The 21,868-nt window shown below is 65.7% G+C and carries 23 protein-coding genes; 6 read left to right on the top strand and 17 right to left on the bottom strand.

Annotation, left to right across the window (positions count from 1 at the left end; translation table 11 throughout):
* A partial coding sequence (locus FFS09_RS23460; RefSeq protein WP_137921360.1) for a transposase occupies nt 1-225 on the top strand: 225 nt, incomplete at its 5' end.
* A gap of 393 nt (nt 226-618) precedes the next feature.
* On the opposite strand, the gene FFS09_RS23465 is transcribed toward FFS09_RS23460, so the two are convergent.
* Nucleotides 619-1,635 carry an AraC family transcriptional regulator gene (locus FFS09_RS23465; RefSeq protein WP_137921361.1) on the bottom strand — a complete coding sequence of 339 codons (1,017 nt, stop codon included), beginning with the start codon at nt 1,633-1,635 and terminating at the stop codon, nt 619-621.
* A gap of 139 nt (nt 1,636-1,774) precedes the next feature.
* Here FFS09_RS23465 and FFS09_RS23470 point away from each other — a divergent pair, with 139 nt between their 5' ends.
* A complete protein-coding gene (locus tag FFS09_RS23470) occupies nt 1,775-2,350 on the top strand; it encodes an RBBP9/YdeN family alpha/beta hydrolase (protein ID WP_137921362.1) in 576 nt (191 codons plus the stop codon).
* A gap of 42 nt (nt 2,351-2,392) precedes the next feature.
* On the opposite strand, the gene FFS09_RS23475 is transcribed toward FFS09_RS23470, so the two are convergent.
* Together FFS09_RS23475 and glaH are read right to left on the bottom strand one after the other, a co-directional pair.
* Entirely contained in the window at nt 2,393-3,673 is a 1,281-nt protein-coding gene (locus tag FFS09_RS23475; RefSeq protein WP_137921363.1) for an alpha-hydroxy acid oxidase, read from the bottom strand.
* A gap of 57 nt (nt 3,674-3,730) precedes the next feature.
* Nucleotides 3,731-4,660 carry a glutarate dioxygenase GlaH gene (glaH, locus tag FFS09_RS23480; protein ID WP_137921364.1) on the bottom strand — a complete coding sequence of 310 codons (930 nt, stop codon included), beginning with the start codon at nt 4,658-4,660 and terminating at the stop codon, nt 3,731-3,733.
* Between the two features lie 94 nt (nt 4,661-4,754).
* On the opposite strand from glaH, the gene FFS09_RS23485 reads away from it, so the two are divergent.
* Nucleotides 4,755-5,657, top strand: coding sequence for a LysR family transcriptional regulator (locus FFS09_RS23485; protein WP_137921365.1), 903 nt, complete (start codon nt 4,755-4,757; stop codon nt 5,655-5,657).
* Nucleotides 5,658-5,712: 55 nt separating this feature from the next.
* Here FFS09_RS23485 and FFS09_RS23490 read toward each other — a convergent pair whose 3' ends face one another.
* The 11 genes from FFS09_RS23490 to FFS09_RS23540 form a co-directional block, all read right to left on the bottom strand.
* Nucleotides 5,713-7,080 carry an NAD(P)/FAD-dependent oxidoreductase gene (locus FFS09_RS23490; RefSeq protein ID WP_137921366.1) on the bottom strand — a complete coding sequence of 456 codons (1,368 nt, stop codon included), beginning with the start codon at nt 7,078-7,080 and terminating at the stop codon, nt 5,713-5,715.
* Nucleotides 7,081-7,114: 34 nt separating this feature from the next.
* Complete coding sequence (locus FFS09_RS23495; RefSeq protein ID WP_137921367.1) at nt 7,115-7,567, bottom strand: VOC family protein; 453 nt, start codon at nt 7,565-7,567, stop codon at nt 7,115-7,117.
* Nucleotides 7,568-7,586: 19 nt separating this feature from the next.
* Nucleotides 7,587-8,276: a GntR family transcriptional regulator gene (locus tag FFS09_RS23500; RefSeq protein ID WP_137921368.1), complete on the bottom strand. Its 690-nt coding sequence runs from the start codon at nt 8,274-8,276 to the stop codon at nt 7,587-7,589.
* Nucleotides 8,277-8,290: 14 nt separating this feature from the next.
* Entirely contained in the window at nt 8,291-9,028 is a 738-nt protein-coding gene (locus FFS09_RS23505; RefSeq protein WP_137921369.1) for an amino acid ABC transporter ATP-binding protein, read from the bottom strand.
* Between the two features lie 8 nt (nt 9,029-9,036).
* Entirely contained in the window at nt 9,037-9,726 is a 690-nt protein-coding gene (locus FFS09_RS23510; RefSeq protein ID WP_137921370.1) for an amino acid ABC transporter permease, read from the bottom strand.
* A 3-nt stretch (nt 9,727-9,729) separates the two neighbouring features.
* Nucleotides 9,730-10,464 carry an amino acid ABC transporter permease gene (locus tag FFS09_RS23515; protein ID WP_137921371.1) on the bottom strand — a complete coding sequence of 245 codons (735 nt, stop codon included), beginning with the start codon at nt 10,462-10,464 and terminating at the stop codon, nt 9,730-9,732.
* Nucleotides 10,465-10,488: 24 nt separating this feature from the next.
* Nucleotides 10,489-11,382, bottom strand: a complete 894-nt coding sequence (locus FFS09_RS23520) for an amino acid ABC transporter substrate-binding protein (RefSeq protein ID WP_137921372.1) — start codon at nt 11,380-11,382, stop codon at nt 10,489-10,491.
* A 67-nt stretch (nt 11,383-11,449) separates the two neighbouring features.
* Entirely contained in the window at nt 11,450-12,295 is an 846-nt protein-coding gene (gene proC / locus FFS09_RS23525) for a pyrroline-5-carboxylate reductase (RefSeq protein ID WP_137921373.1), read from the bottom strand.
* Nucleotides 12,292-13,080 (bottom strand): aspartate dehydrogenase, encoded by a 789-nt coding sequence (locus FFS09_RS23530; protein ID WP_137921374.1) that lies wholly within the window; start codon nt 13,078-13,080, stop codon nt 12,292-12,294. Before FFS09_RS23530 ends, proC begins: the two co-directional genes overlap by 4 nt.
* A 3-nt stretch (nt 13,081-13,083) precedes the next feature.
* Nucleotides 13,084-14,079: a Bug family tripartite tricarboxylate transporter substrate binding protein gene (locus FFS09_RS23535; RefSeq protein ID WP_171020154.1), complete on the bottom strand. Its 996-nt coding sequence runs from the start codon at nt 14,077-14,079 to the stop codon at nt 13,084-13,086.
* Between the two features lie 261 nt (nt 14,080-14,340).
* Complete coding sequence (locus FFS09_RS23540) at nt 14,341-14,820, bottom strand: Lrp/AsnC ligand binding domain-containing protein (RefSeq protein WP_137921376.1); 480 nt, start codon at nt 14,818-14,820, stop codon at nt 14,341-14,343.
* A 90-nt stretch (nt 14,821-14,910) separates the two neighbouring features.
* Here FFS09_RS23540 and putA point away from each other — a divergent pair, with 90 nt between their 5' ends.
* A complete protein-coding gene (putA, locus tag FFS09_RS23545) occupies nt 14,911-18,645 on the top strand; it encodes a trifunctional transcriptional regulator/proline dehydrogenase/L-glutamate gamma-semialdehyde dehydrogenase (protein WP_137921377.1) in 3,735 nt (1,244 codons plus the stop codon).
* Nucleotides 18,646-18,654: 9 nt separating this feature from the next.
* Here the strand turns inward: putA and phnN are convergent, their stop codons facing one another.
* The 3 genes from phnN to phnF are packed head-to-tail and all read right to left on the bottom strand — an operon-like array spanning nt 18,655 to nt 20,664.
* Nucleotides 18,655-19,215 carry a phosphonate metabolism protein/1,5-bisphosphokinase (PRPP-forming) PhnN gene (phnN, locus tag FFS09_RS23550; RefSeq protein ID WP_137921378.1) on the bottom strand — a complete coding sequence of 187 codons (561 nt, stop codon included), beginning with the start codon at nt 19,213-19,215 and terminating at the stop codon, nt 18,655-18,657.
* Nucleotides 19,212-19,913 carry a DUF1045 domain-containing protein gene (locus tag FFS09_RS23555; protein WP_252374494.1) on the bottom strand — a complete coding sequence of 234 codons (702 nt, stop codon included), beginning with the start codon at nt 19,911-19,913 and terminating at the stop codon, nt 19,212-19,214. The genes phnN and FFS09_RS23555 overlap by 4 nt, the downstream gene beginning before the upstream one ends.
* A 1-nt stretch (nt 19,914) precedes the next feature.
* Complete coding sequence (gene phnF / locus FFS09_RS23560; RefSeq protein ID WP_137921380.1) at nt 19,915-20,664, bottom strand: phosphonate metabolism transcriptional regulator PhnF; 750 nt, start codon at nt 20,662-20,664, stop codon at nt 19,915-19,917.
* A gap of 75 nt (nt 20,665-20,739) precedes the next feature.
* On the opposite strand from phnF, the gene phnG reads away from it, so the two are divergent.
* Together phnG and phnH are read left to right on the top strand one after the other, a co-directional pair.
* Nucleotides 20,740-21,243, top strand: coding sequence for a phosphonate C-P lyase system protein PhnG (gene phnG / locus FFS09_RS23565; protein WP_137921381.1), 504 nt, complete (start codon nt 20,740-20,742; stop codon nt 21,241-21,243).
* Entirely contained in the window at nt 21,240-21,866 is a 627-nt protein-coding gene (gene phnH, locus FFS09_RS23570) for a phosphonate C-P lyase system protein PhnH (RefSeq protein ID WP_137921382.1), read from the top strand. The genes phnG and phnH overlap by 4 nt, the downstream gene beginning before the upstream one ends.
* The last annotated feature ends 2 nt before the right edge of the window (nt 21,867-21,868 follow it).

Consider the following 21,868-nt stretch of genomic DNA (forward strand, 5'->3'; position numbering starts at 1 on the left):
CGACTGGACCGCAAGCCCGACGCCATGACCTTGCGACGGCGCACCGTCGAGCATGTGTTCGGCACGTTGAAGCACTGGATGGGCTCGACGCACTTCCTGACGAAGACGCTGGCGCATGTGAGCACCGAGATGAGCCTGCACGTGCTGGCTTACAACCTCAAGCGGGTGATGCGGATTCTGGGAATCGCAAGGACGATGAAGGCGGTGCGGCTGGTGGGGGCGTGAGCCCTTCTCATGCGGCCTTGCCGTTGAGCAGGACTTCAGATCTCCCCCACACAGTCACTTCGCAAAAAAATGGCCTACAGGACGGCCAGCGAGGCTCATCAGACCCTTGGCCGCACAAGAATTCGGCATACTGCCGTGCCGAGTGCGTTTCCACACAGCCTCGGCCGAGTGCCGACATCGTATCCGAGGCAAGAGCGAGCTTCGCACGGCCATACTCAAGCCAGCCCGCATGCCGCATTGAGATGCCCTCGGCTCAAGTCGCACCAAATCACGTCATTTATTCGCAGCACTTAGTCGCTTTTTGCAATTACTTTGGCGCTCTACGAGCGCACCGCCTGGGCGCAAAAAAAGCCAGGCAAGGCTGGCTTGTGGGTCGAGAGGGCGCGTGGCGCGCTACTCGGGCTGACCGGTGGCGCGGGCGGCCCGGCTCTCTTTGGCGCTGCACCCGAACTGTGTGTGGTACCAGCGGGAGAAAGCGCTGGGCGCGGAAAAACCGAGCAGCAACGCCACCTCGGTCAAGGGGCGATCGCTCTCCACAACATGGCGCGTGGCGAGCTCCATGCGGATGTCGTTGAGCATCGATGAAAAGCTCTGCCCCTGTTCCGCGAGCCCCCGCTGGACCGTGCGGCTCGCCACGCCGAGGTGCTCGGCCACCTGTTCGACGCTGCAGCGCCCACTGGGCAGCAGCAGCAGGGTCGTGCGGCGCACGTCCTCGAGCATGGTGGGCCGCTGCAATGGGGTCGATGCGTCCAGCAACTGCTGCGCGTAGCGCGCCATCGCCGGGTCTGCCGATGGATTGCGGGCATCGAGATCGGTCTTCGCGCAGACGATGCAGTTGAAGTCGGCGCAGAACTCGATGCCGTAGCCGAACATCCTGTGGTGCACGCGCAGATCCTGCGGCGCCGGGTGCTCGAAGCACACCCGCCGTGGTTGCCAGTCGGCCCCGAGAAACTGGCGCAACACGCGCAGCATCACGCCCAGCGCCAGTTCGATTCTCTGGCGCGTGGGCTGTTGCGGCTTGCCCGCCTTGATCGCTTCGCGGATGACGACCACGTCGTCGTGGGATTCCACCATCAGCGACAGCGATCCATTGAGCAGCAACTGGTAGCGCATGAGCACGTCCAGCGACTCGCGCAACGTCGTCTGGTCGCGGATCAGCATGCCCACCGCGCCGAGATTGGAGAGCATGCGCGACTCCGCCATGCACAGACCGAAACTCTCGTTGCCCGACATGATCACCGACGTCTGCAGCAGTTGCCCGACGCGCTCGACCGGGATCAGGAGGTCGGGTTCGCGCTCGACGTTGGTGCTAAGCCCGGCATGGCGAAGCATGCGGGCAGGGTCCAGGCCACTCGCGCGGGCGACCGCGCTGTAGTTGGTAAGGCACGCAGCGCGAACAAGTGAGGCCATCGGAAACGCGGGGATAGGTGGGTGGCGCCCAAGGATAAGTGCCAGTCGTCCATTGTCAAGCGAGGCACGGCCGGTGCCATCACACTGTGGCGCGCCGACGGACCGCCGACCACCTTTGAACTGGAAGAAAGACTTCGATATGAACGCCTCACAGCAAGCCACGATTCTGATCGTTCCCGGTCTGCGCGACCATGTGGAAGACCATTGGCAGACCCACCTGGAGCGCCAGCTGTCCGCCGTGCGCAAGGTCGTTTGCGTGCAGCCGCTGGAAATCGAGAAGCTGAGTTGCGCCGCGCGTGTGGCGGCGATCCAGCGGACCATCGAGGCCATCGAAGGTCCCGTCGTCGTCGTCGCGCACAGTGGCGGTGTGGTCATGCTGATGCACTGGGCGCAGCAACACGACACCAGCGCCATCCAGAGCGCCTTGCTGGTGGCACCGCCGGACTTCGAGACGCCGCTTCCCGCGGGCTATCCGACCCTGGACGCGCTGCAGGCGAACGGCTGGCTGCCCGTGCCCCGGCGCGCGCTGCCTTTCCGCAGCGTGGTGGCGGCCAGCACCAACGATCCGCTGGCCAGGCTGGATCGCGTCATGCAAATGGCACGCGAGTGGGGCAGCGAGCTGGTCAACGTGGGGGCGTTGGGCCACATCAACCCGGCGTCGGGCTTTGGCGAATGGCCGATGGCCGAACAACTGCTCCAGTCCCTCGAGCCCTGATGCCAGCGGCCTGCCCGTCGCAAGACAGGCAGGCAGGTCGGCTCATGCGATATCCCTGGCGCGGGGCATTGCCGGTGGCGGTGTGCCGCAGGCGGCGCGCCGGTTGACGAGACATTCCGCGGTGACCTCGTGCATCGAGTTGGCCCCCAGCATGGCCATGTTGCGGTCCACCTCGTCCCTCAGCAAGGTGATGGCGTGGCGAACGCCGTCTTCACCACCCACCGCGGCGGCGTACATGAAGGGGCGTCCCAGGAACACCATCCGGGCACCCAGTGCGACGGCCTTGAGCACATCGCCACCCCGCCGAACGCCGCTGTCCATCATGACGACGGTCTGGTGGCCGACCTGGTCCACGATGCGCGGCAGCATTTCCAGCGGCGCCGCCGCACCATCCAGTTGTCGGCCGCCGTGGTTCGACACGATGATGCCGTCTGCGCCGAGGCTGGCAGCGCGGCGCGCGTCGCGCTCGTTCAGGATGCCCTTGAGGACCAGGTTCCCGGACCAGCGGCGGCGGATGGCCTCGATGTGGGACCAGTTCAGATGGTCTCGGCCGGTGGTGTCGCGGATGGCCGAGCTGGACAGCATCGGTGCGCCGCGGGTCGCAAACGAGTTCTCGAAATGCGGCATCCCATGGAGCGCGAAGGTGCGCAGGAAGGTGCCGACGAGCCAGCGTGGACGCACCAGACCATCCCAAGCGAGCCCAAGCGAAGGGCGCAGCGGCATCGAGAACCCGGTGCGAACGTTGTTCTCCCGGTTGGCCCAGACCGGAATGTCCACGGTGAGCACCAGGGTCTTGAAGCCGGCGGCATCGATGCGTTCCACCAGGGCGTCGATCTTCGACACGTCGCCGGGAAGGTAGGCCTGAAACCAGGTGGACGGTGCTGCCCGTGCGACGTCCTCCATCTTGATGAGCGAGGTGCCACTCATGATGGCGGGGACGCCCTCGCGTTCGGCCGCCGTGGCCAGGACCAGATCGCCGCGGTAGGCCGAAATCGCGCTGATGCCCACGGGCGCGATGCCGAAGGGCGATTGGTACGTGGTGCCAAAGACGGTGGTTTTCTGGTGGCGTTGGGAAACATCGACCATGACCCGCGTGCGAAATCCGTAATCCTGGAAGGCGGCCCGGTTGACCCGCAACGACGTGTTGTCTTCCGCTGCTCCCGCGATGTAGCCGAACAAGGGCCGCGGCAGGTGAGCGCGGGCCGCGTGTTCGAAGTCCTCGAGCGACAGAATGCCTTGAAGGCGACGGGGAATGCCCGTGCGCTTGCCATAGGCGGCTGCGGGCTGGGCGCTCGCTGCGGTGTCCAGGGTCGTAGAGGTCACGGATGCACCTTTGATGGAAGCGGGTCGGTGGAGATGTCGAGGCGCGATGAGAATGCGCTACTCGGCAAACATGCCGCGTTGGCGCATCAGTTCGCGGTGCAGCTGCGCGTCGGGCTGGAAGGGTGCACGGCCATGCACGTAGAAGTAGTTGTTGAGCACCACCAGGTCTCCCACGGGGAGTCGGACGGTCCTCGTGCCGCTGGAGGCCTCCATCGACTCGGAGAGCGACTTCAGGTAGACCGCTTCGGCGGCATTGCGAGGCTGCACGAACTGGTCGATGAACGAGATCGAAAGCCCGAACTCGCCGTGGAAAAACACCGGCCGCTCCACCCGCTCGTCGACGTTCTTGGACCCGGGCGCCTTGTACACAAAGGGTCTGGCGCCCAGCGGGTTGGTCACGAAGCCGTCGCGCTCCGCCCAATCGTCGAGGTGCAGAAAGCGGGACTCACCGCCGATGGCATTGCGCTCGTCGAACTTCATCATCAGCAGCCAGTCCGTCGCCTCGGAAACGAAGGTGCCGTCGGTGTGCATGGTGAACAGGCGGTAAGCCTGGCGCAGGTAGGAGTCGCTCGCGTCGGTGTGCTTGACCAGGAAGCGTGCGTAGTAGGTGCCCGACATCGAGTCGTGGTTGCCAGGGCCGAGGAGGTGACCGATGGCGGTGCCGAACTTCACGTAATCCGGACTGTCCGTGGACAGCCCCTGAAGGCCCACCGTGAAACCACCGTGGTTCCGGTCCCTGACGATGCGCCGCACGGTCTCGGCGAATTCCTCTCCCAGGCGTTCGGTCAGCAACCGGGCCAGGTGAAACCGCATGAACGGCACGTACTCCAGATTCTGAACATCGATGTCCCTGGCATCTTCCAGGAAACCGGTGAGTGCGGCCTCATCCAGCGTCAGGTGAAGAAGCCGCTCGTGGTCGGGGTTGGGCGAGAGCTCGAACTTCGCGTTCGCGCGCTTCAAAAACTTCTGCTCTGTCCGTGCGTTCATGAGGGTTTCCTTCAAGGTGGAGCCCAGATTGAAGCGGAATTCATTGATAACATCCAGATCGAAAACAAGATACTTTGATCTGGAAACCATATTGATGCTGACGAGACGCCAACTGGAATGCCTGGTCGCGGTCGCGGAAGAATTGCACTTTTCGCGGGCCGGTGAGCGCCTGGGGATGGCCCAGTCGGCCGTGAGCGTGCAGTTGCAGCAGCTCGAACACAAGCTGGGCGTGCGGCTTCTCAACAGGGGCAAGCGCCAGCCCATCTCGTTGACCGACGCCGGCACGCTGCTGTACACGGAAGCCGTCGCCGCGCTTCGGCACCTTGAACGGGCCGAGAACATTGCGGTGTTGGCGGCCAAGGGCATGAGCGGCAACATTCGCCTGGGCTACGTGGCGTCGGCCGTGTCTTCCGGTTTGCTCTCCAGAATCCTCGCGGGCTTCCGGCCGGGTCACGAGGCTGTGCACATGCAGGTGTTGGCCATGGAGACGCCCAGACAGCTGAGCGCGCTGGAGTCCGGGGAGCTCGATGTGGGCATCGTGCGGCCGCGCCGTCGGTATCCGGACGGGGTAGAGACCACCATCGTTCACAGCGAGCCGCTCATGGTGGCCATGGCCGACGAGCACCCCCTGGCCCGCAAGCCCACGGTGGGCGTGCGGGACTTGCGCGACCAGACGTTTGTCTCTCCGCAGTTCGATGACTCGGAGGGGTTTGCGGAAGTGCTGGGCAAGCTGGCGGCGGTTGCCGGCTTCGAGGCCGCACCGGCCTACCGCGTCAACGACATCATCACGGCCACCAGCATGGCCGCAGCGGGATACGGCATCGTCGTCGTCCCCGAGTCCCTCCAGATGCTGCGCCAGCCCGGGGTGACCTTCAGGCCGATCAGGGACTTCAAGGAGTTGGTGCACCTCGCGCTGGCCTATCGGCGGGGTGAAGCCTCGCCCGCCGTCAAGACGTTCGTCGCCTTGGCGAAAGGCCGGGGCAAGAAGTCGACCTAGCGGCCCGGCATGCCATTCATCGGGCTGGCCGCGCGGTTGCGCGGCGCCCAGGCGCTCAGAGGCTGCCGCTGCCCAACTGCTTCAGCCGGCTCATCAGCTCTGCATCCTTGTACCGGTCCATGCTGAGTGAAGCGGCGTAGGCCGGCACGGGCTTGCCCGCCACCCAGGCTGCGCAGAGTGAACCGGTTGCACAGGCCGCCATCGATCCGAAGCCCGAGAGGGCCCCGGCGATGAAGGCGCCCTGGGTTCCCATGGGGCCGATGAGGGGCCAATTCTCTTCGGTCATCGCGTAGTACCCACCGTAGTGGTGCGCACCGCGCGGCAACTTGCCGATATAGGCCGCCAGCTTCGGATGCAGGCGGCTGGCTGCGCGCAGAACCGAATCCGGAAACTGCGGGTCCACCGGATCTTCCGCATGCGGATCGGAGGCGGTGCTGTTGTAGGCCCAGCCGAGCTTGATCCAGTTGCCATCCACCGGACCATCGGGCCGGCAGTGAATGCCGCCGGGCATGGGCTCGACCAGCTTGCGCGTGTCCGGATCGCTGGCCAGCAACGCGCGGTCTTCGTCGGACCAGGCGAGCGTCTGGCCATCGAGATCGATCGTGAAAGGCATCGCGCGCGAAATGGCGGCCTCACGGTCCTGAAAGGCGATCTTCTGCTGGTAGACGCAGGTCACCGGCAGATCCTCACCCAGCATCTGGCCCACGTCGCGAAGGTAGGGGCCCGCTGCGTTCACGATGCGCTCGGCGCGAATGGTCGTGGCGCCCGACTCCGCCGCCAGGTCCAGTTGGAAAGGCTGGCCTGTCACCACACCCTTGAGCTCGGCGCGGATCAGCGTGCCACCGGCCGCCCGGATGTCTTCCAGCATGTGCTGGCCGAGCTGCTGGGCGCTGATGGAGCCCGCGCGGCGAATGTGGATGATGCTGCGCACGTCCTGCGCATACATGGGAAAGGCCTGGCGGATGAGGTCCGTGTTCAACAGCACATCCACCCCATCGGGCGCCGATTGCCAGGGCGAACGCAGCGGTGCGGCGTAGTCGCTGGTGGCGGACTCCCGGATGCGGATCTTCTCGGGCGTGCCCTCGTAGCCGCGGTACAGGTCTTCAATCAGGTCTTCCGGTCGCTCGCGGCGGGTCACGAGCGCGTAGCCGCCCCGCGTCATGTTCAACCGACCGCCCGTGTTCGCATCGATCTGTTCCATCAGTCGAATGCTGTGGTCCGTGAACGCGGTCATGGTGGGATGGGGCCACCAGTTCCGGTAGTTCTCCCCCGATTGCGCCGAGGTAAGGCTCATCGGATCCCTGGGGTCGATGAGCGCAACGCGCTTGAAGTTCTGCTCCTTCATCAGGTAGTAGGCGACCGCGATACCCACGTTGCCGGCACCGATCACCGCAACGTCGAAAACATCCTTGTCAGTGGACATGGTTAAGACCTTTCAAATGGAAGAATGGAAAAAATCACTGGGCCGCGGCTCGAACTTCGAGCGTGACCCCGGCGCCACGGTGCGCCGTTTCAAAGTAGGTGAAGCCGCCGCCGTCGGGCTTGCGGCCGTGCATCAGGACGGAGAGTCCGGCATTCAGTCCCTGGCTTTCCGCGGCATCGCAATCGGGCACCGTGAAGCCCAGGTGAAAAACGCCTTCGCCTTGCGTCTCCAGAAATCGGCGCTGAGGCGTGTTGCCCGGCGCCGGCTCGCACAACTGCAGCTGCACGTTGTCCAGATTTGCGTAGCGGTAGTGGAGCTTCAAGAAGGCGTCGGCATCGGGCACCTGGAGGTCGTGCCGAAAAGTCTCCAGCGATGGAAAGTCGTGCCAGGGCCCGACGCCGATGGACTCGTAGTAGCGAACCGACGCCGTCATGTCACGCACAACGATGCAGACGTGGTGGAGGTTGCGAAAGAGATCTGGAGCCATGGCGAAAGGCCCGGTGCGTTCAGGATTGGCGCAGAGCGATCTGCGTGTGTTCGATGTGCTCCTTGAGCAGCGAAAGGGCCTTTCTCACATCCTTGGCGATGCAAGCCCGAAGGATGGCCTTGTGCTCGTTCTGAGGGGCTTTGCGGCCGACGCGGTAGGACTGCTGCGTGCGCAGCTGGATGTCGATGCCCCGGACGATGTCTTCGATCATCTTCAGCAGCCTGGGCCGCGCGCAGGGGGCGTAGAGCCGCAGGTGGAACTCAAGGTTCAACTCCGACCACTCGCGCGGATTCTCGCTGCCGTCGTAGCGTTCCATGATGGCCTGAACGGCCTCCACGTCTTTCTGTTCGATGTGGGGAATGGCCAGTTCGAGCGCACGCATTTCCAGGGCGATCCGGATGTCTAGGATCTCGATCAGATCCGTCAACGAACGGCCCGCGACGACGGACCCTGCGAAGGGTGTGTGCTCTATCAGGCCTTCGGCTTCGAGCTTCTTGAGGGCCTGGCGGATCGGGAAACGGCTCACGCCAAAACGCTTGGCCAGCGCCTCCTGTTTCAGCTGGACACCCACCGCGAGAACGCCGGTCAGGATCAGTGTTCGCAGCTCGTCCGTGATGGCGTCAGCCGTCAGGACGGGAGCGGCATCCAGGTGCTCGACCGGTGTCGCGATCTCCACGGCGCGTTCATCCAGAGGCAGGGTGTTGGTCATGAGGAGCTCCGTGTTCAATGCTGAAGAATCTTCCCGAGAAACTCTTTGGTGCGTGCTTGCCGCGCATCGGGGTTGCCGAAGAATTCGTCCTTCGAACAGTCTTCCAGCACCTTGCCGCCCACGTCCATGAAGATCACCCGATTGGCCACCTTGCGCGCGAATCCCATTTCGTGGGTCACGACCATCATGGTCATTCCCTCCGTGGCCAGGCGCACCATGACGTCGAGCACCTCGCCGACCATTTCGGGATCGAGCGCGGAGGTGGGCTCGTCGAAGAGCATGACCGTGGGGTCCATGCTCAATGCCCGCGCGATGGCCACCCGTTGCTGCTGGCCGCCCGACAGTTGACCGGGAAACTTGTCCTTGTGGGGGAGCAGCCCGACCCGGTCCAGCATCTTGAGGCCGCGCGTGCGCGCCTCCTCGGGCTTTCGGCGCAACACCTTGATCTGGGCGATCGTCAGGTTCTCGGTCACGCTCAGGTGAGGGAACAGCTCGAAGTGCTGAAAGACCATGCCGACCTTGGCGCGCAAGCGCGACACATCGGTCTTGGGGTCGTGCACGGAAACGCCGTCGATCAGGATGGTGCCGCCCTGGATCGGCTCAAGCCCGTTGACGGTTTTGATCAAGGTGGACTTTCCCGAACCCGAGGGCCCACAGACGACCATGACGTCGCCCTTTTGGACCGTGACGGAACAGCCGTTCAGCACCTGGACGGGGCCATACCACTTGGAGACGTTGCGCAGTTCAATCATGTCGTTCTCTATCGGACGATGGCGATGCGGCGCTGCAGTGCCTTGACGCAGCGGGAGAGGAGCACGCAGGCCACCAGGTACACCAGGGCAACGGTCAAATACATTTCATGCGGCCGCCCGTCGCGCTTGGCCACAAAATCGGCGCTGCCGAAGAAGTCCTTGATGGACAGCACGGAGACCAGCGAGACATCCTGAAAGAGCACGATGGTCTGGCTCAGCAACACCGGCAGCATGTTGCGAAAGGCCTGCGGCACGATGATGAAGACCATGATCGTCCAGTAACCCATGCCCAGGGCCTTGCCGGCATTCAGTTGCCCAGGTGGAATCGACTGAATGCCCGCGCGCATGATTTCGCAGAAGTAGCAGGCCTCGAACAGAATGAAGGTGATCACGCACGAGGTGAGCGCGTCGATTTCAATCGGGCGTTTCGATCCCGTCATCCAGGCCGCGATGAAGGGCACCAGAAAGAAGAACCAGAAGATCACCAGCAGCAAGGGGATGGAGCGCAGCGTGTTGACATAGGCGCCCACGACCGAGGACAGCACCTTGTTGCCGGACAGGCGCGCCAGCGCGAGCAAGGTCCCCAGCACCACGCCACCCAGGGCGGAGATGCCCGTGAGCTGCAGCGTGAACCAGAAGCCCTGAACCAGCTGCGGCGCGGCACGGGCGATGACGTCGGTGTCAAACAGGATGGACATGGTTTACCTCGTCTGCCGGATGCTGAGACCCGGGACCTCCAGGCGCCCTTCGATGAAGCCCATCAAGCGCACCACCAGGAGATTGACCCCGAGGTAGATGAGCGTGGCGGCGGTGAATGCCTCGAAGATCTGGAAGGTCATCTCCTGCATGGACCGGGTCGCCGCCATCAGCTCCACCACCGCGATCGTGAAAGCCACGGAGGTGTTCTTGATGATGTTGAGAAACTCGTTGGTCAGCGCCGGCATGATCTTGCGAAATGCCACAGGCACCAGGACGAACCGGTAGACCTCGGCGGTCTCCATGCCCAAGGCCCTTGCCGCATAGGATTGACCGGTGGGAATGGCCTGGATGCCCGCGCGAATCTGTTCCGCCACCCGGGCCGAGGTGAAAAAGGCCAGGCAGATGATGGCCGCCAGCACGTTGTACTGGTTCCATGCCTTGACGGTGTCGGACCAGCCCGACGGTAGCAGGTCGGGCACCACATAGAACCAGATGAACATCTGGACGATCAACGGAATGCTCCGCAGCAGTTCGACGTAGCCGCCCGCCAGACGTGCCCAGATGCCCGGTTTGAAGGTTCGCGCGATGCCGACCGCGATCCCGATCAGCAACGCGACGACCCACGCGGAGAGACCGACCGTCAGGGTCCATCGAAGCCCGTGGAACAGGGTTCCCAGGTACGTGGACACGCCGTCCGATGTGGTGGCCCACAGAATGGGCCAGTTCCATGTGTACATGTCGGTCAGCTCCGTGGGTGCCGGTTACTCGATGCCCTTGTCGTTCGGGTTGGCCAGCGCGTTCTTCAGCGCCTGCGTCATGGGGAAGTTGAGGTTCACGTTCTTCGGCGGGATGTTCGACTCGAACCACTTGGCGTAGAGCTTCTGGTACTCACCGGACTTGACCAGACTGGCCAGAGTGCGGTCCACCGCGGCCTTGAAGGTCGGATCGTCCTTGCGCATCACGAGGCCGTAGGGTTCCACACGCAGGGCTTCGTCGATGAGCTTGAAGTCGGCCGGCTTGGCGCTGTTCGCGACGAGGGACGCCAGAAGGATGTCGTCCATCACGAAGGCTTGCGCGCGGCCGGTGCTGAACATCAGGAAGGACTGCGAGTGGTCCGGGTTGGTCAGCTTCTTGGTCTCGAACTTGTGCTCCTGTTCGAACTTGGTCAGCAGGTTGATCGAGGTGGACGCGGCCGTGACGGACACCGTCTTGCCGTTCAGATCGGAGAACTTGTTGATGTTGCTGTCCTTGCGCACCACGGCACGGATGCTCGAGACATAGAGCGTGTTGCTGAATGCGACCTGTTTCTGGCGCTCCATGGTGTTGGTGGCGGGGCCGCACACGATGTCCACGCCCTGGTTCTGCAACAAGGGAATCTGGGTGCTCAGCGTGACGGGCCGGTACACGACCTTCACGTCCTGCTTCAGGTCGGCCTTGATGGTGTCGACCACGCGGTTGCAGATGTCGACGAAGAAGCCGATCGGCTTGCCCTCGTCGGTGAGGTAGGAAAAGGGCACGGACACATCGCGGTGGCCGATGCGGATTTCACCGGTTTCCTTGATCCGCTGCAGCGTGCCATCCGCCTGCGCTTGCGCGGCGCCTGTGGCGACCAGGGCGACACTGGCGCCCAGAAGGAGAGAACGGAATGTTTTCATGGATGGCTCCTGTGTGAACGGGCGATGCCCAGGGAAAAACTCTGCAGAGAGGTTTTGAAAGGATCGGTCAGACGGGCTTGGCCGCCTGCCGGTTGCTCAGCTCCCGCGCACGCGCGAAAGCACTGCCCACCGCCTCGGTCATGGCGCGGGGGAGTTCGTAGCGGGTCAGGACGTTCAAGCCTGCCTCGGTCGTTCCGCCCTTCGAGGCCACGCGGTCTCGAAGCGTCGTCAACGCGGTGGTTTCCGCGCAGGCCTGCTGAACCGCGCCAGCGCACGTCCGCAAGACCAGGTCCCGGGCCTGTTCTTCGGAGAAGCCCAAGGCCTGCGCGGCGGCCTGGAAGCTCGCCAGAAACTGGAACACGTAGCCTGGGCCGCTGCCGCTCACGGCGGTCACGGCATCGATGCGGTCATCGGCGTCGACCCAGAAGGTGTGGCCCGTGACGGCGAAGATGCGGTGGGCGAGTTCGCGGTCGGCGGGTGCTGCGCCAGGGCCGGCGAACATCCCTGTCACGCCTTCGCCAACGAGCGCCGGTGTGTTGGGCATGACACGAATCACCCGATCCGTCTGCAGCCATTCCTGAAGCAGCGGTGTGGCAATACCCGCGACGATGCTGATGTGCAGGGCGGAGCGCACGATGTCCCGGACGGGCTTCGCGGCTTCCTCCATCACTTGAGGTTTGACCGCCCACACCACGGCACCCGCGCGCGCGAGTTCCTGGGTGCTGGAGGGGAACACCTGAACACCGAAGCGCTCGCCCAATCGGCTGCGCTGTTGCGCGTCGGGCTCCACGACGAGGATGCTGTCGGCCGATCTGCCAGAGCGCCTGAGCCCTGCAATGAGCGCGGTCGCCATCTGGCCGCCGCCAATGAAGGCGATGACCACGTTGCCAAGGGCGTTGGTGTCTGCCTTCATGTCGGGGTACCGCTGCTGGATGTCAGCAAGGTGTAGCCGGAGCCCAATGCCGCGAGGACCAGGCTGCCCGGAACGATGCGGGACGACGGGGAGCTCGCGGCGATGCGGTTGCCCGCCACCTTGACCTGGAACTTTCCAAAGTCCCCTTCGGCTTCGAGCTCGTGGATGTTCGCCGCGGCCGCCGGATCTACGTGGATCTCGACCCGTGTGGCGTCGAAGCCGATGCCCGCCAGGGCGATCGTGCCGGTGAGGTTGGCGTTTTTCGGGAAGCGCTGCACGGCCTCGCGCGCGCTGCCCGAGAACACACACGCGGCTCCTTGAATGGGTGTCGCCGCGTCGAAGTTCTTCAGGGCGTGCGGTGGCATGGTGCCGCGGTAGACCACGCGGTCCAGGCCGACCCAACGCGCCGATGCCAGACCATCGATCCCGGGCATCGCGCCGCAGGGAATCCGGATGTGGCTGTGGTGGCGATCGGCCACGTCACACAGAGCGATGCGAAACGCGTCGTCGACCAGCGCGCCGACCGAGGCGGGCACCAGATGGCTGCCCGACGCAACCACCGCGCTGGCGTATTGGCGCAGCGCCGACTGCCCGGCGCACTCCACGACAACGTCGTGGCGCATGCCCAGAAAATCATCCAGCGTGTGGACGACCTTCGCCGTGCCGGCACCTTCCACCGCGTTGCGCACCAGAATGGCGTCCACCTTGCAGGCCCCGCTGCGCTCCAGCAGGGCATGCACCGAGCGCCCGATCGCTCCGTACCCGATAAGTCCGATCGTTGGCATGGGTCAGTCCGCCTTGATGCCCGCGGCCTTGATCACCGCACCCTGTTCGGCAATCTCTTTGCGCACGAAGGCATCGAACTGCTGCGGGGTGTTCACGGGGTGCTCCGCGCCGAGCTTGACCAGGCGTTCCTGCACCTCCGGCAGCAGCATCAGCTTGTTCACCTCGGCGCTGAGACGGGCGATCAGTTGAGGGGGCGTGCCCGCGGGGGCAAACAAGCCGTTCCACGTCACGGCGCTGAAGCCGGGCAGGGCGGCTTCGGCGATGGTGGGCACGCTCGGCAACGCCGCGGAACGTGTTTCGCTGGAGATGGCCAGGATCTTGATCTTGCCCGCCTTGGCCAGCGGGATCGCCGAGATCGTGGAGGAGAACATCACATCGAGTTGGGCGCCGAGAAGGTCCGCCTCGGCAAAGGAACTGCCGCGGTAGGGAATGTGCGTCATCGAAACGCGGGCCTTGTGCTTGAGCATCTCCATGGCCATGTGCTGCGAAGAGCCATTGCCGCCACTGCCGTAGTTCAGCCGGCCCGGCTGTGCCTTGGCGGTCTTCAACAGGTCCTGCAGGGTGTTGATGGGGCTCGACGCGGGGACGATGACCACGCTCGGCAGGGTGACGAGCAGGTTGACGGGCGTGAAGTCCTTCAGCGTGTCGTAGGGCAGCTTGGGCACCATCGTCACGTTCCCCGCGTGGCCCGGCGCCACCACCAACAGCGTGTGGCCATCGGCGGGCGCGCGCGCCACCTCGCCGGTGCCGACGACCCCGTTTGCCCCGGGGCGGTTTTCAACGGTCGTGGGTTGACCCAAGGCAACGCCCAGGTGCTGGGCGACGAGGCGGGCCACGGCATCCGTGTAGCCACCCGCGCCGAACGGAACGATGAAGCGGATGGGCCGGCGAGGGTCCCATCCGGGCTCGGGCGTCTGTGCACCACAGGTCAGCACGGTGGCGGCACCCAACGCGCCCAGAAGGACGTTGCGGCGAGAAACGTGGACGGCATTTGACATGTGTTTGTGCTCCATTATTAGATCCATGATTGGATCCAATTTAAGGTGAGACATTCGCAAAAATCTGAGAATATGGCAATTATCTGAAGTCTGGAGTGAACATTACTTCGAATTTGAAGCAGTAGGCAGAGGTTTTCGCTAGTAAGGCCCATTTCTTGGGAAGTATAGGCACAAAAAACCTCGGGTTTTCACCAAGAAAAGCGTCGCAATTAGTCGGGTCAGTCCATGAAATCGGACGCAAGAGCTGTGCCCGCGCCGGGTCTAGTTCAGCGCGAGCGGCAACTTCGTCGAGTTCTTCACCTCTTCCATCACCGCGTAGGTGCGGGTCTCCCGCACCCCAGGCAGTTGCCAGAGCACCGTGCCGGCAAACTGGCGGTAGGCGTTCATGTCTGCCACACGGGTCTTGATCAGGTAGTCGAAGCCGCCCGCGACCATGTGGCATTCCAGGATCTCCGGATGGACCTGCACGGCCGCGCGGAACTGGTCGAACACATTGGGCGTGGTGCGGTCGAGCAGCACCTCCACGAACACCAGCATGCCCACGCCGATCAACCGGGGGTTCAAGCGCGCTTCGTAACCTTCGATGAAGCCGTCCCGCGTGAGCCGCTGGACCCGCGCCAGCACGGCGGTGGGCGACAGCGCCACGGCCTCGGCCAACTTCAGGTTCGACATCCGGCCATCGTCCTGCAGGTTCTGCAGGATGCGCCAGTCGATCCGGTCCAGTTCGGGAAGATCGTTCATAGTGAATAGCTCCGATAGAAGTTGAAAATTCGAAACAATATGCCATAAAAAACCAGGATCATTGCAGCAATCACTTCAAAGGTGCCTTGCATGCCGACAGCTCCCACGCACATCCCCGAGACCTTTTTCCAACCCTCTCCGTTCGGCTCGACCCTGCTTCGCCGGGCCATCACGACCGCGTGGCGGCTGCCCGAGCCCGAGGCCGTGGCCCGCGTGCTGGACGCGGCGCGGCTCGCGCCGGACGCCGCGGCGCGCGTCAAGGCGCTGGCATCGCGCATCGCCGACACTTTGCGAACGCGCAAGGCCAGCGCCGGCCGCGCCGGCCTGGTGCAGAACCTCCTGCAGGAATACGCCTTGTCCTCGCAGGAAGGCATCGCCTTGATGTGCCTGGCCGAGGCGCTGCTGCGCATTCCCGACAAGGCCACGCGCGACGACCTGATCCGCGACAAGATCTCGCGCGGCCAATGGCATTCGCACCTGGGCCGCAGCCCGTCGCTGTTCGTCAACGCCGCGACATGGGGCTTGCTCATCACGGGCAAGCTGGTGGCCACGCACAGCGAGTCGGGCCTGTCGTCGGCGCTGGGCCGCCTGGTCGGTCTGGGCGGAGAGCCCTTGATCCGCAAGGGTGTGGACATGGCCATGCGGATGATGGGCGAACAGTTCGTCACGGGCGAGACCATTGAAGAGGCCCTGCGCAACGCGAGCGCGCGGGAGAAGGACGGCTTTCGCTACTCCTACGACATGCTCGGCGAAGCGGCGCTCACGGCGCGCGACGCGCAGAAGTACCTGCGCGAGTACGAGCACGCCATCCAGGCCATCGGCAAGGCGGCGGCCGGCAAAGGCGTGCACGAGGGGCCCGGCATCTCCATCAAGCTCTCGGCCTTGCACCCGCGGTACAGCCGCGCGCAATATGACCGCGTGATCGCCGAGCTCTATCCCATCCTGGTGCGGCTTTGCGCCATGGCCAAGCGCCACGACATCGGCCTGAACATCGACGCCGAAGAGGCCGACCGGCTCGAGCTCTCGCTCGATCTGCTGGAGAAGCTTTCGTTCGAACCCCAGTTGCAGCACTGGAGCGGGCTGGGCTTCGTCGTCCAAGGCTATCAGAAGCGCTGCCCCTACGTGATCGACTGCATCATCGACCTCGCCCGCCGCAGCCAGCGCCGGCTCATGGTCCGATTGGTCAAGGGCGCTTACTGGGACACCGAGATCAAGCGCGCCCAGGTCGACGGCATGGACGGCTATCCGGTCTACACCCGCAAGCCGTACACCGATGCGGCCTACATCGCTTGCGCGCGCAAGCTGCTCGCCGCGCCCGACGCGGTCTACCCGCAGTTCGCGACGCACAACGCACAGACCCTCGCCACCATCTACGAGCTGGCGGACCCGTCGCGCTACACGCCGCAGCAGTACGAATTCCAATGCCTGCACGGCATGGGCGAGCCGCTGTACGAGCAGGTCGTGGGCGACGCTGCACAAGGCAAGCTGGGGCGACCCTGTCGCATCTACGCGCCCGTCGGCACGCACGAAACCTTGCTGGCCTACCTGGTGCGGCGCTTGCTCGAGAACGGTGCCAACACCTCGTTCGTGAACCAGATCGCGGACCAGACCATCGACATCGACACGCTGGTGGACGACCCGGTCGACATCATCGAAGCCCATGCACGCGCGGAGGGCGCGGTGGGGCTGCCGCACCCGTTGATTCCCCTGCCCAAGGACCTGTTCGGTTCGCAGCGGCGCAACTCGTCGGGCGTGGACCTGTCGAACGACGCACAGCTGCAGCAGCTGGCCGCCACCTTCGCCGATGTCAGGCTCGACGCCCAGGAAGCCCGCCCCCTGCTGGCGCAAGACAGTGCTGGCGCCAGCGCCGAAGCGCTGCGCAACCCGGCCCACCACGCGGACATCGTCGGCACGGTGCGCTCGAGCTCTGGCGCTGACATCGAGCTCGCCCTGCGCTCGGCAACGCAGGGCGCTCCTCGCTGGGCCGGCACGGGCCCGCAGGAACGCGCCCGTTTGCTGGAGGCCACCGCCGACCACCTCGAAGGCGACATGCCCCGACTCATGGGCATCCTGATCCGCGAGGCCGGCAAGACGGCCGCCAACGCGGTGGCCGAGGTGCGCGAGGCGGTCGACTTCCTGCGCTACTACGCGCAAGCCGTGCGCACGCACTTTGACAATGCCACCCATGTGCCGCTGGGCCCCGTGGTGTGCATCAGCCCCTGGAATTTTCCGCTGGCCATCTTCGTCGGTCAGATCGCCGCTTCTCTCGCGGCGGGGAACGTGGTGTTGGCCAAACCCGCGGAACAGACACCGCTGATCGCGGCCGAGGCCGTGAGAGCGATGTGGGCGTCGGGCATCCCCCGCGACGCGGTGCAATTGCTCCCGGGTTCCGGCGCCGAGGTGGGCGCGGCACTGGTGCGCGACCTGCGGGTGCAAGGCGTTCTCTTCACCGGGTCCACGGAAGTGGCGCGGTTGCTGCAGGCCAACCTGGCGGGCCGTGTGAATCCGCGCGGCCGGGCCATTCCCCTAATCGCGGAGACGGGCGGGCAGAACGCCATGATCGTGGACTCGTCCGCGCTGGTTGAACAGGTCGTGGGCGACGTCGTGGCCTCCGCGTTTGACAGCGCCGGCCAGCGCTGCTCGGCGCTGCGCGTCCTGTGTGTGCAGGACGATGCCGCCGACCGGGTGCTCGAGATGTTGCTCGGTGCAATGGCGCAGCTGCGCGTGGGCGATCCGTCGCGCCTGGCCACCGACGTGGGTCCCGTGATCGACGGCGAGGCCAAGGCCAACATCGACCGCCACATCCACGCCATGCGCGCCAAGGGCCACCGCGTGCACCAGATTGCCGGGCACAGCGAACACGCGTTGGAGAGCGGCACCTTCGTCTTGCCGACCCTGATCGAAATCGACAGCCTGGCCGCGCTGCAGCGCGAGGTGTTCGGCCCGGTGCTGCATTTCGTCCGCTACAAACGCGAAGAACTCGATGGGCTCATGTCCCAGATCAATGGCACTGGCTATGGACTGACGATGGGCCTGCACACGCGCATCGACGAGACGATTGCCCGCGTGGTCGACGCTTCGCATGCGGGCAACCTGTACGTGAACCGGAACATGGTGGGCGCCGTGGTGGGCGTGCAGCCCTTCGGTGGCGAAGGCCTGTCGGGCACGGGCCCCAAGGCGGGTGGGCCGCTCTACCTGGTCCGCTTGCTGGCGGCGCGGCCGAAGGACGTGCTGACACGGGCGCTGGAGGCCCAGGACGCCGCCCAACCCGAGAATGGGCGTTCGCCGCTGCACCGCTTCAGGAACTGGGCCGTCGCGCAGAACAACCACCCGTTGGCCGAGGTGTGCGACGCCCTTCAACGTGCGATGCCCGCACGGAATTCGCTGGAGCTGCCGGGGCCGACCGGCGAACGCAACGTCTATTCGCTGGTGCCGCGCACCGCGGTGCTGAGCATCGCCGACGACCCACAGGACCGCCTCGTGCAGCTGGCGGCGGTGCTGGCGGTGGGCAGCCGCGCGATCTGGCCCGCGCAGGCACAACACCAGCTGGAGCGTCTCCCCGCGGAGTTCCAGGCCTGCGTGCGGGTCGCCAGCGACCCGTTCAGCCCTGCGGTGGCGTTCGATGCTGTCCTGCTGCATGGCGACCTGTCCCGGCTCGAAGAGATCCAGCAGCAGCTGGCCCGTCGTGATGGGCCCGTCATCAGCGTGGAGCGCCTGGCGCCCGGTGAGAGCGACGTGCCCCTGGAGCGTCTGGTGGTCGAGCGCGCGCTCAGTGTCAACACAGCAGCGGCGGGCGGCAATGCGTCGCTCATGACGATCGGCTGACCCCGGGTCTCACGCGCCCGCCGAAGCGTCGAGCCGACCCACGATGCGCCACAAGGCCAGCCCCGCGTCCTGCAGCGCGCCGTCGTTCTCGATGCGGTGCGCGCCCGGTGGAGCCACGAACGCCTGTGCGCGTTGCAGCCGGGCTTCGACCTCGTCGGCGGTCTCGCGACCCCGCCCGAGCAGGCGGTGCCGCACGGTCTCGGGCCGCGCCGTGATGTGCACCACCGTCATGTCCGGATAGGCCTCCAGGGCTTGCCGCAGGTGGCCGCGCGAGCCGTTGACCAGCACACATCGCCCTTGCCGCAGCGGCGCCAGTTGCCCATGCCGCACGCCATAGCGCAAGCCGTTGGCCTGCCAGTGCAGCGCAAAGGCGTCGGCCTGCGTCTGCTGTTCAAAGGCGTCGGTGCACAGGGCTTCGTGGTCCTCGCCACCGGCGTTCACCGGGCGCGTCACGGTGCGCCGCGCGAAATGCACCACGGGTCGGGCGGGCGCGTGCGCCTTCAGCCAGTCCAGCACGCTGTCCTTGCCCACGCCGGAGGGGCCCATCACATACACCAGGCGGCGGCTCATGCGCGCAACGCCTGATGGTCCGCCAGCACGAAGTCCGCGCCGGGCCGGGGCTCGACGAAGACGGCGATGCTGTCGACGCTGCACGCCGGCAGCGGGTGGAACACGGCCTCGGCGGCGTGCACCAGCGCCGCGCGCTGTGCCTCGCTGCAGGCCTTGAGGCTGCTGGTGAGCGAGAGGTGAAAACGGAACTGTTGCAGCACCCAGGGGTAGCCCCAGCGCTGCAGCAGCCCGTCCTGCTCGGGCGTGAGCGGCTGCCGCCGGCGGCGCGCCAACTCGTCGGCGTACAGCGGTGCGGCCAAGGGTTGCAGCGACGTCACGCAGCGTGCGGCGAGATCATCGGCGCGCCGGTTGTCGCCCTCGGGCCGCAAGGCGAGAAAGTCGCCCAGCATCGCCACCCGCAGGGGCGGCAAGGTGAAGGGCGCGATGCCGCCGCACAGGCGGTGAAGCTCCTGCAGCACATCGTCCAGCTTCTGGCCTTGTTGCAACCGGAACGGCGGCTTGAGCGTGGCATGAAAGCCGTAGCGGCGCGGCTCGGCGGTGAGGTCGCGCAGCAGGTCCGTTGACACGCCGGGCACCTCGCGCAGTTCGAACGCCGCACCGGTCGCGGCACAACGCCCCAGCCACTGGCTGCCGGCCTGCCACCACACGCTCTGAGGACGTGGCGCGAAATAGACCGCGACACGGTGCGGCTGTTGCATGTCATTCGCCATCGTGGTTCACCGTGAGCGTGACGCGATCGCCGGCGAACCAGGTCTCGGCGAGTTCGATCGGCTGGTTGTCGAGGTCGGTGTTGACCTTGGTCACCAGCAGCACGGGGCGGGTGACCGGCTGGCGCAAGAGCGCGGCGGTCCCGGCGCTGGGCAGGCGCGCGCTGATGCGGCTTTCGTGGCGCACATAGTCGCTCACGCCGTGCGCCGCGAACGCGGCGGTGATGGACCCGGTCTCGCGCACCACGTCTTCCAGACTCTCGAAACGTGGCAACGGAAAGTAACGGTCGCTCACGTGCAGCGGCTGCCCGCCGCCTTCGCCGAGGATCTGCAGGTGCAGCAACGCGCTGCGCGCCGCCACCTGCAGCGCGCGCGCCTGGTCGGCGCTGGCGCGCACGCGCTCGGCCATCAGCACCTGCAGGCCACCGCGCAGACCGGCCTGCGCCAGGTTCTGGCGGTGGCGCGTGCGCTTGCCGATGGCGAGGTCCACCGCGAAGTCCTCCACATAGGTGCCGCTGCCTTGCTCGGAACGCAGCAGGCCGCGCTGGCACAGCGCCGCGATCGAGCGGCGGATGGTGTGCCGGTTCACGCCGAAGGTCTCGGCCAGCGTGTGCTCGGAGGGCAGCCGCTCGCCGGGCGAATACACGCCCTGGCCGATGGCCTGCGCGATCTCGTTGGCGATGTGTGACCAGAAGCTCTGGCGCGGCGCGGCATCGGAATCCAAAACCAGATTTGTTGTCATGAAAGCTACACAGTGGGTCTCTACGCTCGGGGCTGTGTTTGAAGTTGTATAGACAATCCACAGAGTACCACCGACATGTTTCATGCATTTGACAATGCAGCACCGAACCGGCCGATGGGCCGGCAAGCCTGGATGGGTTTGCTGGCACGCGCGCCGCAGGGTCTGCTGGAGGCCGCGCTTGCGGCCCACGCGCACAGCGATGTGCGCTGGCTGCGCCGGCCCGAAACCGGGCTGATGATGGTGCAGGGCCGCGCGGGCGGCACCGGCGAACGTTTCAACCTCGGCGAGGTCACGGTCACGCGCTGCGCTCTGCGCCTGGCCGCGGGCGACGCATCGGTGGGCGTGGCCTATGTGATGGGCCGCAACCAGCGCCAGGCCCGCCTGGCCGCCGTGGCCGACGCGCTGCTGCAGCAGCCCGCGCACCAGGCCGCGCTGGAGCTGAGCCTGCTCGAACCCATTCGCGTGCACTTGCGGCACGAGGCCGCGCAGCGGCACGCACGGGCGCAGACCACCAAGGTCGAATTTTTTACCGTGGCGCGCGAAGCGGGTGCGGGCAACGACGAAGAGGACGACGCATGAACGCCACCGACCTGCAACACATCGTCGGCGGCTTCGAGCACGAAGCCTTCGGCAGCCAGGCCGCGTTTCGCGCGTCCATGAATGCGTTGTCCTACCCCGGCCGCTGGACCGCCATGCCGATGCACGCCGAGCGGCCACGGCAAGGCCACGGCGCGGCGGCCGTGCTGCTGCTGTCGCTGCTCGATGCCGACTGCACCGTGTGGCTCTCGCCCACGCTGGCCGCGTCCGACGCCGCGTCGTGGCTGCGCTTTCACACCGGTTGCCAACGGGTGGCCAACGCGTGCGACGCGCAGTTCGTGTGGGTGGCCAAAGGCGACGCGATGCCCGCGCTCGCCAGCCTGCTCCGCGGCAGCGACAACCAGCCCGACCACTCGGCCACCTGCATCCTGGAAGTGCTCGACACGCACGGTGACGCCTGGACGCTCAGCGGCCCCGGCATCCAGGGCACGGCGCTGTTGTCGGTGCACGGCTTGCCAACCGACTTCGCCGCGCAGTGGTCCCACAACCACGCCAGCTTTCCGCGCGGTGTCGACGTGTTCCTGAGCACGCCCACGCACATCGCCGGCCTGCCGCGCACCACCCGCATCGGCGCAGCCGCGCCGCAACACACCGAGGAGGCCTGACC

The organism is Hydrogenophaga sp. 2FB (assembly GCF_005503365.1).
Taxonomy (GTDB): Bacteria; Pseudomonadota; Gammaproteobacteria; order Burkholderiales; family Burkholderiaceae_C; genus Hydrogenophaga.